This is a genomic window from Bradyrhizobium sp. LA2.1 (genome assembly GCF_040547725.1).
GTDB classification, from domain to species: Bacteria; Pseudomonadota; Alphaproteobacteria; order Rhizobiales; family Xanthobacteraceae; genus Bradyrhizobium; species Bradyrhizobium barranii.
The window spans coordinates 243,757-256,374 of sequence record NZ_JBEPQI010000002.1 but is presented as its reverse complement, the minus strand read 5'-3'; the positions used below and the strand labels follow the sequence as shown (position 1 = coordinate 256,374).

The 12,618-nt window shown below is 66.3% G+C and carries 14 protein-coding genes and 1 pseudogene; 11 read left to right on the top strand and 4 right to left on the bottom strand.

The genetic code is table 11. The features are described 5' to 3' along the window. The first annotated feature begins 178 nt into the window (after nt 1–178). On the top strand, nt 179–388 hold the full coding sequence (locus tag ABIB95_RS04080; RefSeq protein ID WP_008141931.1) for a cold-shock protein: 210 nt from the start codon (nt 179–181) through the stop codon (nt 386–388). A 232-nt stretch (nt 389–620) separates the two neighbouring features. Here the strand turns inward: ABIB95_RS04080 and ABIB95_RS04075 are convergent, their stop codons facing one another. Both ABIB95_RS04075 and ABIB95_RS04070 read right to left on the bottom strand, forming a co-directional pair. Then, complete coding sequence (locus ABIB95_RS04075) at nt 621–1,919, bottom strand: RsmB/NOP family class I SAM-dependent RNA methyltransferase (protein ID WP_354237985.1); 1,299 nt, start codon at nt 1,917–1,919, stop codon at nt 621–623. A gap of 110 nt (nt 1,920–2,029) precedes the next feature. Further along, a complete protein-coding gene (locus tag ABIB95_RS04070) occupies nt 2,030–2,404 on the bottom strand; it encodes an MAPEG family protein (protein ID WP_063986431.1) in 375 nt (124 codons plus the stop codon). Nucleotides 2,405–2,571: 167 nt separating this feature from the next. On the opposite strand from ABIB95_RS04070, the gene ABIB95_RS04065 reads away from it, so the two are divergent. The 10 genes and pseudogenes from ABIB95_RS04065 (at nt 2,572) to ABIB95_RS04020 (ending at nt 11,011) form a co-directional block, all read left to right on the top strand. Further along, a complete protein-coding gene (locus tag ABIB95_RS04065) occupies nt 2,572–3,186 on the top strand; it encodes an acriflavin resistance protein (protein WP_354176719.1) in 615 nt (204 codons plus the stop codon). 70 nt (nt 3,187–3,256) lie between these two features. Further along, nucleotides 3,257–4,099, top strand: a complete 843-nt coding sequence (locus ABIB95_RS04060; RefSeq protein ID WP_354237984.1) for a metallophosphoesterase family protein — start codon at nt 3,257–3,259, stop codon at nt 4,097–4,099. A 141-nt stretch (nt 4,100–4,240) separates the two neighbouring features. Then, entirely contained in the window at nt 4,241–5,536 is a 1,296-nt protein-coding gene (locus ABIB95_RS04055) for an amino acid deaminase (RefSeq protein ID WP_354237983.1), read from the top strand. A gap of 13 nt (nt 5,537–5,549) precedes the next feature. After that, nucleotides 5,550–6,209 (top strand): amino acid ABC transporter permease, encoded by a 660-nt coding sequence (locus ABIB95_RS04050; RefSeq protein WP_041957765.1) that lies wholly within the window; start codon nt 5,550–5,552, stop codon nt 6,207–6,209. Between the two features lie 10 nt (nt 6,210–6,219). After that, nucleotides 6,220–6,870 carry an amino acid ABC transporter permease gene (locus tag ABIB95_RS04045; protein WP_014495918.1) on the top strand — a complete coding sequence of 217 codons (651 nt, stop codon included), beginning with the start codon at nt 6,220–6,222 and terminating at the stop codon, nt 6,868–6,870. Continuing rightward, nucleotides 6,857–7,584, top strand: a pseudogene (locus ABIB95_RS04040) (amino acid ABC transporter ATP-binding protein). The gene ABIB95_RS04045 and the pseudogene ABIB95_RS04040 overlap by 14 nt, the downstream one beginning before the upstream one ends. Nucleotides 7,585–7,615: 31 nt before the next feature. Beyond that, nucleotides 7,616–8,413: a transporter substrate-binding domain-containing protein gene (locus tag ABIB95_RS04035; protein WP_354237982.1), complete on the top strand. Its 798-nt coding sequence runs from the start codon at nt 7,616–7,618 to the stop codon at nt 8,411–8,413. 57 nt (nt 8,414–8,470) lie between these two features. Next, nucleotides 8,471–8,815 carry a RidA family protein gene (locus tag ABIB95_RS04030; protein ID WP_018645782.1) on the top strand — a complete coding sequence of 115 codons (345 nt, stop codon included), beginning with the start codon at nt 8,471–8,473 and terminating at the stop codon, nt 8,813–8,815. Between the two features lie 61 nt (nt 8,816–8,876). Then, entirely contained in the window at nt 8,877–9,905 is a 1,029-nt protein-coding gene (locus ABIB95_RS04025) for a succinylglutamate desuccinylase/aspartoacylase family protein (protein ID WP_071917517.1), read from the top strand. A gap of 41 nt (nt 9,906–9,946) precedes the next feature. Then, nucleotides 9,947–11,011: a LacI family DNA-binding transcriptional regulator gene (locus ABIB95_RS04020; protein ID WP_354237981.1), complete on the top strand. Its 1,065-nt coding sequence runs from the start codon at nt 9,947–9,949 to the stop codon at nt 11,009–11,011. 10 nt (nt 11,012–11,021) lie between these two features. Here ABIB95_RS04020 and ABIB95_RS04015 read toward each other — a convergent pair whose 3' ends face one another. Continuing rightward, a complete protein-coding gene (locus ABIB95_RS04015; RefSeq protein ID WP_071914848.1) occupies nt 11,022–11,318 on the bottom strand; it encodes a hypothetical protein in 297 nt (98 codons plus the stop codon). A gap of 243 nt (nt 11,319–11,561) precedes the next feature. Then, nucleotides 11,562–12,584 (bottom strand): NADPH-dependent curcumin/dihydrocurcumin reductase, encoded by a 1,023-nt coding sequence (gene curA / locus ABIB95_RS04010; protein WP_354237980.1) that lies wholly within the window; start codon nt 12,582–12,584, stop codon nt 11,562–11,564. Nucleotides 12,585–12,618 lie beyond the last annotated feature (34 nt).

The following is a 12,618-nucleotide window of genomic DNA, read 5'->3' as shown; positions in this document are numbered from 1 at the left end:
TTCTCGCTATATTGTGATCATCGATACTTGGCCGAACGACTGGGCCGCTTCGCTTCGTTGCAGACGGGCGCGCACGCTTCAGATGACTTCCCCAAACATCGACTGAACAGGATCATGGGCGCAATTTCGCGTACCGGTCCACGTGCGTATCCTCTCTAACTAACTAAAGGAAATTCCCATGGCTATGGGCACCGTGAAGTGGTTCAACACCCAAAAGGGTTATGGTTTCATCCAGCCGGATGACGGCCAGAAGGACGTGTTCGTTCACATCAGCGCCGTCGAGCGCGCTGGCCTCTCCTCCCTCAACGAGGGTCAGAAGGTCTCGTTCGACATCGTCGCCGACCGCCGCAGCGGCAAGTCGTCGGCGGACAATCTCCGCGTCGGCTAACGCCCACGCACCGTTCTGACCACGGACGTACCGGCAGAACGTCGAGTTAGAAAGCCCCGCGAGCTTCGGTTCGCGGGGTTTTTGTTTTGGGGAACTGCGGCGCGGCACACGCGGTGGCGTAGGGTGGGCAAAGGCGCGCTCTTCGCGCGCCGTGCCCACCATCTTTGGGTGTTCACACTACGAATGGTGGGCACGCTTCGCTTTGCCCACCCTACGAGGGTCACTACGAGAGCTACATCTTCTTCAACACCGAGACGAAGAACCCGTCCGTCCCCGTTCGCCGCGGCGTCATCAGCCAGCCTTCATCCGACTGCAGCGCGGCCTTTGCGAAATCCTCCGCCTTGTCCCAGAGCACGCTTGCGGTCTGCTCCGGCGGCACGATCGCGAATTCGGGATGGCGGGCGGTGAACGCCCTCACCTGCTCGCCGTTCTCTTCCGCCAGCACCGAACAGGTGATGTAGGCGATGCGCCCGCCGGCCTTGACCAGCGGCACGGCGCGCTCCAGCACCTCGGCCTGGTCACGCAGGCGGATCTCCAGCGCGCCGGGGCGCATGCGCCATTTGGCGTCCGGATTGCGGCGCCAGGTGCCGGTTCCGGTGCATGGCGCGTCGATCACGACGAGGTCGGCGGTGCCGCTGATGTCGGCCAGCGGATCGGCCTCGCCCTTGGGCGTGCGGACATCGGCATTGTGGACGCCGGCGCGCGACAGGCGCTCGTGGATCGGCGCAAGCTGGCGCTTGTCGCTGTCGGTCGCGATCAGCCGGCCCTTGCCCTGCATCATCGCTGCGAGCGCCAGCGTCTTGCCGCCGGCGCCGGCGCAGAGATCGATCACCTGCTCGCCGGGTTTTGCCGCGGTGAAGCTGGCCGCAAGCTGCGATCCCTCATCCTGCACTTCGACGGCGCCCTTGATGAAATCCTCCTCCGCCTGGAGGCCGGGATTGCGCGCATCGGCCGAAAGCTCGATGCGCAGGCCGTTTGCGGACCATGGCGTCGGTTCCGCATGAAGATGAGCAAGCCCGCGCAGCACCTTGTCGCGATTGGATTTTAGCGTGTTGACGCGCAAATCGAGCGGCGCCCGGCTCGCCATCGCGGCCGCCTCCGCGGCGCGCTCCTCGCCGAACACTTTCGCAAAGTACGGGTCGAGCCAATCAGGATAATCGCCGGCGATCGCAGCCGGCGCGTCCTTGAGGGAACGCGAGGCCAGCGCGGCCTGCTCGGCCTCGGTCAACGGCGCCGGTGCAAACCGGCTGCCGTCGAACAGCGCGCCCATGGTGGCCGCATCCATGTTGCGCTCGAGGCGGAGCATGCCGATCAGCCGGGCGCGCGCGGTGTCGGCGTCCATCAGGAAGGCGCTCGAGGCATAGCGGCGCAGCACGTCCCAGACGAGGCCGGCGATGGCGGCGCGGTCGCCGGAGCCAGCGAAGCGGTGCGCGGTGCCCCACTCCTTCAGCGCCTTGGCCGCGGGCACGCGGTCCTTCTCGATGGTGTCGATCAGTTCGATGGCTGCGGACAGCCGGGCAGCGGGAGTCATTTGAATCTTTCAGGTCAGGATTGGCTATTTTTGTTTTGCGCTGATCTTGTCGGAAAACCGGTATCCACTTTGCGCTAACGCGGCCCTCCGGGTCCGGATCATGCGCGCGCCTAGATCAACAACAGCATCTTCAGCGCGAAGTAGATCCACATCGCGAGCAGCACAAGCACACCCGCGAGCCAGATCGTGGAGCGCCGGCCGGGGTCGTTGGAGGAGACGAACACCCCGGCATGGGCGAACCGCGTCACCACGAACACCCAGGACATCAACACGATGAAGAGATCGGCATGGCGCAAGGGCAGCGCCAGGGCGATCAGCGCGTAGAACAGCACCGGCAATTCGAACTGCTCGCCCAGCGCAATGTCGCGGCTCTTGGTCTCGCCGGAGACCAGCGAGCGCCGGCGCGCCAGTACCATTCCGATCAGGAGTGCGAAGGTGAGACCGACCTGCACGAAGACAGGCAGCAAAACCATTTGGATGGACATCGGAACTTTCCCGTCAGGCGGAACACCGCGGACCGTCATTAGCCGCGACTGCTGGCGCTGACAATCAACGAGTTGAACCGGTGTTCCCGGTCCCGCGACCAAAGGCCGATAGTTAAAGCGATTTCGGTCCCCGGGACCGCAAGGCGAGCTAGCGCCAAGAGACTGACATGAACACCCTCTCCAGCCTTTTGACCGAATCCGCGGACGGCCGGCTCGGCGTCCTGATGTCGGCGCTGTCAGGCATGGCGGCGGCGCTCGCGGTCGCGCTGGCGATGACAGTGTACTTCCGCCTGAGCTACCGGAGCTGGCGCGACGTCGTCAGGCATGGTCTCGCCACTCTGGCCGCCCTCGCCCTGTTTGCCTTCGCCGCCTACGACATGCGCCACGCCGCGCTGGCTTATCTCGGCCTCAACCCGTCCAAGCCGGCGGTCGAGTTCGAGATCCGGATGCCCAGGGAAACGCTGACGGCGGTGACCGACAGCCAGATCGAGCTGCACACCGACCGCAACCAGACGCTGGCGCTGGTCGACGGCGTGCGCGAACTCGGTGATGGCCGCTCCGTGCTGCGCGGCGCCGTGGCGCTCAACCACCGCACCGCCGACCGCGTGCTGGTCGTGAACCTGCCCGGCAAGGGCACCTTTGAATTCCGCCTCCGCCTGCCCGCCGAGCCGCACCGGTCCGAGCAGTTCGGACCCTGGCACCTCGCCGACCGCATCGCCTCGCCGGCCACCGGCAGCGTCGCTCCGCAGGACGCCTACACGATCCGCTATCGCGTGCTTTAAACTTTGTTTCATCGCAATGCATGCGCGCGCCGTCATCGTTCCGACGTGCGACAACGCGTATGCTCACCCCATGTCCGAATTTCGCCTCACGCAGATTTCCGACACCCATCTCGGCCGGCGCTTCCCCGGCCTGATCGCCAACTTCGATCGCGTCAGCGAGCACATCGACGCTGATAGGCCCGACCTCGTCGTCAACACCGGCGACGTCTCCTTCGACGAGCCGACAAGTCGCGACGATGTCGAATTCGCCAAGAGCCGGCACGACGCCCTGCCCGTCGCCTGCCGCTACCTCCCCGGCAATCACGACATCGGCGACAATCCAACAGCGATCGGGCCTGCGCCCAAGCCGCCGGTCGAGGAAAAGCACCGCCAACAATTCCGCGACATCATCGGCGAAGACCATTGGTCGTTCGAAGCGGCCGGCTGGCACTTCATCGGCCTCAACTCGCTGGTGATGAATTCCGGGCTCGCCTTCGAGGCTGAGCAGTTCGACTGGTTGTCCCGGGAAATGGCGCGCATCAACGGCAGGCCGATCGCGCTGTTCGTCCACAAGCCGATGTTTCTCAACCTGCCCGACGACCCCGAGACGCCGGAGACCTCGATCCGCTACGTGCCGCAGCCGGCACGCGCGCGCCTGATCGAGATGTTCTCGACGGTGGACCTGCGCCTCATCGCCAGCGGGCATGTGCACCAGCGGCGCGACTTCACCTACCGCCACACCCGCCACGTCTGGGCGCCGTCGGCCGGCTTCAGGATCAACGACGCGCGCCAGGACCGGATCGCGATCAAGGAAGTCGGGCTCGTCGAATATCGCTTCCGGCCGAACAGTCTTGAAGTTCGTCACGTCAGGGCCGCGGGCCAGGTCGACGTCGATATCGAGGAGCTGCTCGCCCAGATGGGCGGCGAGCACTAGCCCAATTCACGGGCACAACACCTTACCAAATTACCTCCCTGCATCGAATTCGCGCCAAGATTGGCTAGAATCCGCTAATGACAACGTTGTCATTCCGACCTATCGTTCCCTAGCGGTCGAGGGGCCGCTGAGGGAGCGACGATGCAGTTCTTGTCCCGGTGGGAGAGCCAACGTCTTTCAACGACCACGCGGGGCATCCCCTCGGTCGATGGCCTGCCGATCGAGGAGATCGCCGGCCAGGATTGGCGGCCTTGCCGCGGCGACCTCGCCCTGCCCGCCCTCACCCTCGATGAAGCCGCCTTCGCAGCCAACCGCGACCTCTTCCTGCGCTGGTGCAGGAGCGCCGGCGTTGCCGTTGCGCCCCACGCCAAGACGCCGATGTCGCCGGAGCTCGCCCGGTCGCTGCGCGAGGCCGGCGCCTGGGGCACGACGGTTGCCAACATCCAGCAGGCCGCCGTGCTGCTCGCGAGCGGCGAGCGGCGCCTGCTGCTGGCCAACGAAATCGGCGGGCTCGCGGCCGGCCGGCGGCTCGGCGCGTTGCTCGGCGCCTATCCCGACGTCGAATTTCACGCCTTCGCGGATTCACCGGCGGCGGTCGCAGCGCTCGCTGAAGCGGCCCGGATTGCGGGCCGCAGCGAATTGTCCGTGCTGGTCGAGCTCGGTGCGGGCCGGGCCGGCGCGCGCGATCGCGCCGCGGTCGAAGCGACGATGGCCGCGGTGCTCGCGGCCGACGGCCTCCTGCTCGGCGGCGTCGCCACTTACGAAGGCGCGGTCGCAACGCCCGACGGCGACGAGACGATGCGCGCGAAGGCGGCGCTGATGGAGCGCACCATCGCCGCCTTCGCGCTGGTACGTCATGCCGCCCCGAGCCGGCCGCTGATCATCAGCGCCGGCGGCTCAGCCTATTTCGACGTCGTCGCCCGCGCGCTCGCACCAAGCGCGCAGGCGGACGGCAACGCCAGCGTCCTCCTGCGCTCAGGCGCCGTGTTCTTCGCCGATCACGGCATCTATGCGCGAGCCTTCGCGGAAGTAGACCGGCGCGGCGGTCTCGTCATTGACGGCGCGCGGCACTCGGCGGCCGAGGGTTTCCGGCCTGCGTTGACACTTTGGGCCGAGGTGTTGTCGCGGCCGGAGGCAAGCCTTGCGATAGCGGGCTTCGGCATGCGCGATGCCTCGTTCGACCAGGGGCTGCCGGTTCCGCTGCGCGTCTTCCGCGACGGCGTCGCGCAGCAAGGGCTCGCCGAGACCTTGTCGGTCACCCGTCTCAATGACCAGCATGCATTCCTGTCCGTTGCGCCCGATGGCACGCTTGCGGTCGGCGACGTCATCGCCTTCGGCATCTCGCATCCCTGCACCTGCCTCGACCGCTGGCGCGTCATCCTCGGCCTCGATGCCGACGGCGTGGTGACGCGCGCCCTCCCCACCCAGTTCGGCTGAGGCGGCGCGCGCAATGAATTTCCTGCCGCTGTGGCGCTATCAGAACCAGCTCATCGACGGCGCCATCGTCACGCTCGAGTTGACGGTGATCGCGGCGCTGGCCGGGCTTTTGATCGGCGTTGCCGGCGCGGTCGCGCTGAAGGGGCGCATCACGCCGCTGCGCTGGCTGGTGCGCGGCTACATCGAGCTGTTCCGCAACACGCCGTCGCTGATCCAGATCTTCATCGTCTTCTTCGTGCTGCCGAACTTCGGCCTGAAGCTGCCGGCGTTCGAAGCCGCCGCCGTCGCGCTGTCGCTCTATTTCGGCGCCTACTCGGTCGAGATCATCCGCGCAGGTCTCGATTCCGTGCCGAAGAACCAGATCGAGGCCGGCCAGTGCCTTGGCCTGTCGGGCTGGCAGGTGTTCCGTCACATCCTGCTGCCGCCGGCGCTGCGCAACGCCTATCCGGCCGTGACCAGCCAGTTCGTCCTGCTGCTGCTCGGCACCTCGCTCGCTTCGCAGGTTGCCGCCGACGAGCTGTTTCATGTCGCGGGCTTCATCGAGAGCCGTACCTATCGCAGCTTCGAGGTCTATGCGGTGATCTGCGTGGTCTATTTCGCGATGGCGATGTCGTTCAAGGCGCTGTTCGCCATCATCGGTCTGGCGGCCTTCCGCTGGCCGCGGCGGCGCTGAGGGGACAGCGATGCGATCCTTCACCCTCATCGATTTCGTCTCGCTGTTCGCGGCGCTGCGCTGGACAGTTGCGCTCGTCGTGCTCGCGCTCGCCTTCGGTGCGCCGCTGGCGCTGGCGTTCGCCACGGGCCGCATCAGCCGCTTCGCCGGCCTGCGCTGGACGATGGCGGCGTGCATCCAGATCGTCCAAAGCGTGCCGCTGCTCGGGCTGCTGTTCTTCTTCTATTTCGGCATGCCGATGTTCCTGGGCATCCAGGTGCCGGCCCTCGTTGCCGTCACCGTCGCCTACACGCTCTACACCGCCGCCTTCCTCGGCGAGATCTGGCGCGGCGGGCTGGAAGCCGTGAAGCAGGCGCAATGGGAGGCAGGCAGCTGTCTCGGCCTCTCCGCCTGGCAGCAATTCCGCCACATCATCGCGCCGCAAGCACTGCGGCTGTCGCTGCCGCCGACCGTCGGCTTCCTGGTCCAGCTGATCAAGGGCACCTCGCTCGCCTCGATCCTCGGCTTCGTGGAGCTCGCCCGCGCCGGGCAAGTGGTGAGCGCGGCGACGTTCCAGCCGCTACTCACCTACGCGCTGGTCGCCGCGATCTATTTCGCGCTGTGCCTGCCGCTCACGCTCTGGTCCCGCTCTCTGGAGGCCCGCCTCGATGGCTCTCGTTGAAATCCGCGACGTGCACAAGACATTCGGCAAGGTCGAGGTGCTCAAGGGCGTCTCGCTCGACGTCGAGGAAGGCGAGATCGTCACGATCATCGGCCGCTCCGGCTCGGGCAAGTCGACCCTGCTCCGCTGCATCAATGCACTGGAGACCGTCGATTCCGGCGAGATCCGCGTCGAGGGCGAAAGGGTCCACGCCAGGATGCCTGACCTGAAGGCATTCCGTCAACGCGTCGGCATCGTGTTCCAGGCTTTCAACTTGTTTCCGCACCTGAAGGTCGAGCGCAACATCACGCTCGCCCCGCTCCTCACCGGCCGCACCGACAAAGCGAAAGCGCGTGCACTGGCTGAAGATGTGCTGACCCGCGTCGGTCTCGCCGACAAGATCGACGCCTGGCCGGAGCAGCTCTCCGGCGGCCAGCAGCAGCGCGTCGCCATCGCGCGGTGCCTCGCCATGGCCCTCACCTCATGCTGTTCGACGAGGTCACCTCCGCGCTCGACCCCGAGCTCGTCGGCGAAGTCCTGAAGGTGATGGAGGCGATGGCGAAGCAGGGCATGACCATGATCCTGGTCACCCACGAGATGGGCTTTGCCCGCAACGTCGCCAACCGCATCGTCTTCATGCACCAGGGCCGCGTCTGGGAACAGGGACCGCCGGCAAAGCTGTTCGCCAATCCTGAAACCCCCGAGCTCGCAAGCTTCATCGCGTCCGCCAAATGATCAACCAGCCATCCGCCACCAGGAGAGAGTCATGAGACAACTGAAGTCCCTCTTTGCGATCGCAGCCACGGCGCTCGCCGTGCTCGCTGCCCCCACCCTCGCGCAAGCCGACAAGCTCCAGGACGTGCTCGGCGCGGGCAAGCTGCGCGTCGGCCTGCTGACCGATGCCGCGCCGTGGGGCTTCAAGGACGACAAGGGCGAGATCGCGGGCCTCGATGCCGACCTCGCCCGGCTGATCGCCGCCGATATGGGCGTGAAGCTCGAGCTCGTGCCGGTGACGGGCGCCGCGCGCATCCCGAGCCTGCTCTCCGACAAGATCGACATCCTGATCGCGGGCCTCGGCGCGACGCCCGAGCGCGCCCAGCAGGTGATGTTCTCGCAGCCTTATGCCGTGGTGAACCTCGGCGTCTACGGCGCCAAGGCAATTCCGGCCGCCACCGGCAAGAGGCCTGACAATCTCGATGGCCGCAGCATTGCGGTCGCCAAGGGCTCGACGCTCGACGTCTGGCTCACCGACAACGCGCCGAAGGTGAAGCTGGTGCGTTTCGAGGATACGCCGGCCGCACTCGCCGCCTTTCTCGCGGGACAAGCCGACACCTTCGCCGAGAACAGCGCCATCGCGCTGAAGGTGCAAGACCAGAACCCGACCAAGGAGGTCGAGCTGAAGTTCCTGATCCGCCAGTCGCCGGCCCATGTCGGCGTGCGCCAGGGCGAGCAGAACCTGCTCAACTGGATCAACACCGACATCTTCTTCAACAAGCTCAACGGCAAGCTCGGCGCGTTGCAACTGAAGTGGTTCAAGGAAGAGCAGACGCTGCCGACGCTGTAAGCTTGCGCACGGCTCCCGCATCATGCGGGAGCCAACCTTCACGAGGAGAATTTCGAGATGATCAAACGTTACGTCGTCGGCTCGCGCATGAGCCAGGCCGTCGCCGCCGGCGGCATGGTGCACATCGCCGGCCAGGTCGCCGATGACCGCAAGGCCGGCATCGTGTCGCAGACCCAGCAGGTGCTCGCCAAGATCGACGCGTTGCTGAAGGAAGCCGGCTCCGACCGCTCCAAGCTGATCGCGGTCAACGTCTTCCTGCCTCATATCACCGACTTCGACACCATGAACTCGGTCTACGATGCCTGGATCGATCCGGCCAACCCGCCGGCGCGCGCCTGCGTCGAAGCCCGCCTCGCCGATCCCGACCTGCGCGTCGAGATGACCGCGGTCGCCTTGCTCTAGGGCGCCGCCACCCTTTCAACCTTTGGCCGGCGCCGGCGACGGCGCGGCCGCGAGGCAAGCCATGCATACCGGACTTTTCCACGAGATCGATTTCGAGAAAGACCAGAAATGGTCGGGCCATCTCGGCATTCCCTTCTCGATCGATCGCTCCCCCTACTACCAGCTCAAGATCCCGATCTTCCGGATCAAGAACGGCGCCGGGCCAAAACTGCTTTTGATGGCCGGCAATCACGGCGACGAATATGAGGGCGAGATCGCGCTGACGCGGCTGTATCGCCGGCTCGATGCAAAGGGCGTCAAAGGCGAGATCACCATCCTGCCCTTCGCCAATTGGCCAGCCGTGATGGCTGCGCGCCGCCGCTCGCCGCTCGACGAGGGCAACCTCAACCGCGCCTTCCCCGGCGATGCCGCGGGCACGCCGACGTTCCGGCTTGCGCACTTCCTCGAGCACGAGCTGTTTCCGCGGCACGAAGTCGTCTTCGACATCCATTCCGGCGGCACCTCGATGGCGCATGTGCCTTGCGCGCTGATCGAGCGGCAGGGCACGCCCGAGATGTTCGGCCACGCGCTGCGCCTGATGGAGGGGTTGGGGATGCCCTTCGCCTTCGTCGCAGAAAACGGCGCGACCGCTCCGACCTCGATGGCCGCGGCTGCACGCGCCGGCGCGATCGGGCTCTCCGGTGAATTCGGTGGCGGCGGCACCGTTACGCCGCAGACGATGGCACTCACGGCACGCGCCGTCGATCGGCTGCTGCTCGCACTCGGCCTCGTCCAGGCCCCGGTGCTCGGACCACATGCGCCGGTCGAGCGCGCCACCGAATTGCTGGCGCTGCAAAGCCATGCGCAGGCGGTGTTCGCAACCCGTCGCGGCTGGTTCGAGCCCGCCGTCATGGTCGGCGCGCGGGTTGCGGCCGGTGACGTCGCCGGCTGGTACCATGATTTCGAGCGCCCGGAGTTGCCGGAAGAGGTGCTGCGCTTCCCCGCCGACGGCATCGTGATCTCGCAGCGCCTGCACACCGACAGCCAGAGCGGCGACTGCCTGGTCCAGGTCGGCCGCGCGCTGTCGCGCGACGAGCTGCCGGCGCGCTGAGTTTTGGAGACGATACCGACTGCGATTACACTCGGGATTCGATGACCGATCCGGCAAAGCCGACCTATGACGACGTTGTGCGCATTCCAGCGCCGCCCGGCCGCGCCAGCGCGAGCGGGCGGCCGCCGCGCATCGAGGAGGTCGCGGAGCGCGCGGGCGTCGCGCCGATCACGGTGTCGCGGGTGTTGCGCCACCCTGAGAAGGTCAATCGCGAGACCCGCGAGCGCATCCTCGAGGTGATCGAGGCGACCGGTTACGCCTCCAACCCGCATGCGCGCGCGCTGCGCTCGGGGCGCTCGAACGTGGTGATGGCCTTCGTCTCCAACATTCTCAGCCAGCAGTTCGGCCTTGCGGTGCGCAGCTTTGCCGCCACGCTGGAGCCGGAAGGCTTCGAGGTGCTGGTCGGCCAGACCTCCTACTCCTATGCCAAGGAAGTCGCGATGATCCAGTCGCTGCGCGGCATCCGCCCCGCAGCGGTGATGTTCACCGGCGTGATCGAGCTCGAGGAGAATCGTGCCGCGCTGCTCGAGCTCGGCATTCCCGTGATCGAGACCTGGGCGTTCCCGCGCGACCCCATCGACATGCTGGTCGGCCTGCCCAATGCCGATGCCGGCGCGATGGCGGCGCGCAGGCTGGCTGAGGGCGGACATCGCCGCGTCGCCTTCATCGGCCGCAGCAGCGGCCGTGGCGCGCTGCGCCGCGACGGTTTTCGGGACGCAGCGGCAAAGCTCGGCCTCGAGATCGTCCACGAGATCGGCGTCGGTGAGATCACGGGCCTCGTCGACGGCCGCGCCGCCTTCACCGCCCTGCTCGAACGCGGCGGCGACGTCGATGCGGTGTTCTGCGCCAACGATCTGCTCGCGACCGGCGCGCTGATCGAGGCCCGCGCCCGCGGCCTCTCGGTGCCGCGCGATCTGGCGCTGCTCGGCTTCGGCGACAACGACGTCGCCGATCAGATCACGCCCGGTCTCACCACCATCTCGTTCGATGCGGCGGCCGTGGGACGGATCGCGGGCGAACTGCTTCTGGCGCGGCTATCAGGCACGCCGCGCGCCGAGCAGCGGCTCGCCGTCGAGCTGTTCCTGGTCGAGCGCGGCAGCGTCTGAGCGTCGCAGATCAGGCGATGGTCTTGAGATCCTGCTGGATCGCAGCCAGCAGCGATTGCAGCGCATCGCTGTTGACCGGCCTCGCCTCCGCCTTCGCAGGCTGGACCTTGTCAGGCTGCGCAGCTTTGCCCTGACGTTTCGGGAATGGCGGTGGTGGCGCCGGCATCGCGGCTGGCGTGAAATCGCCCTCCTCGTCGACGTGGACGAACTTGCCATGGATGACGTCGTCGCGACGGCCCATGACGAACAGGGTCGCCCAATAGCCGGCAGCCAGAAGGATTACGCTGAAAATACCAATCTCTAACATCGCAGCACCTAAAATATGCGCGATGATTCAATGCCTTCGCTCAGCCGTCAATGAACCGACGGTCACACCTGCGGCTTTTGCGGGCAGGTGTGGCCGATCGGTCACTCTTTGTTAACCATCGATGTCCGGGGTGTGACGCCTTTGCAACTAGGCCTTGCAGCTAGAGCCCCGTTCCGAGGCTCTAGCGTCTCGTCTGGCGCGTTTTCTTCACGCGAACCGGTACCCACTTCGCTCGAAAACGCTTTACGCCTTATCTTGCCCGACCCGTACCAGCTGCTTGCCGAAATTGGCGCCCTTCAGGAGCCCCATGAAGGCGCCGGGCGCGCTGTCCAGGCCCTCGGTGACGAACTCCTTGTACTTGACCTTGCCGTCACGGACCCAGCCGGACATGTCGCGCAGGAAGTCGCCATGGCGGTTGGCGAAGTCGGAGACGATGAAGCCGCGGAAGGTGAGCCGCTTGGTCAGCGTCGCGCGCATCATGTTGGCCGCCCATTTCGGCGGCTTGGCCTCGGTGTCGTTGTAATGGGCGATCAGGCCGCAGACCGGCACGCGCGCGAACGGATTGAGCAGCGGGAACACCGCCTCGAACACGGCGCCGCCGACATTCTCGAAATAGACGTCGATGCCTTTCGGGCAGGCAAACTTCAGCTTCGCGGCGAAATCGGTTTCGCGGTGATCGAGGCAGGCATCAAAGCCGAGCTCTTTCACCACGTAGTCGCACTTGTCCTTGCCGCCGGCGATGCCGACCGCGCGCGCCCCCTTGATCTTCGCGATCTGGCCGACGGCCGAGCCGACCGCACCGGAGGCACCGGCGACGACCACGGTCTCGCCTTCCTGCGGCTTGCCGATATCGAGCAGGCCCGTATAGGCAGTCATGCCGGGCATGCCGAGCACGCCGATGGAGGTCGAGATCGGACCGAGCTTCGGATCGACCTTGATCAGGCCCTTGCCGTTGGAGATTGCGTGCGACTGCCATCCGGTACGGGCTCGCACGATGTCGCCCTTGGCGAAATCAGGATTGTTGGAGGCCGCGACCTCGCTGACCGCCTCGCCCTCCATCACGCCGCCGACCGGCACGGGTGCTGCGTAGGACGGACCGTCGCTCATGCGCCCGCGCATATAGGGATCGAGCGAGAGCCAGATCGTGCGCAGCAGGACTTCACCCGCGCCGGGCGCCGGAATCGCGAATTCCTCGATGCGGAAATCGGACTGCTTTGGCTCGCCGACGGGACGCGAGGCGAGAACGATGCGTTTTGCTTGGGACATGGCTTCCTCCGGATTTTGTTTCGGCATGGACGGA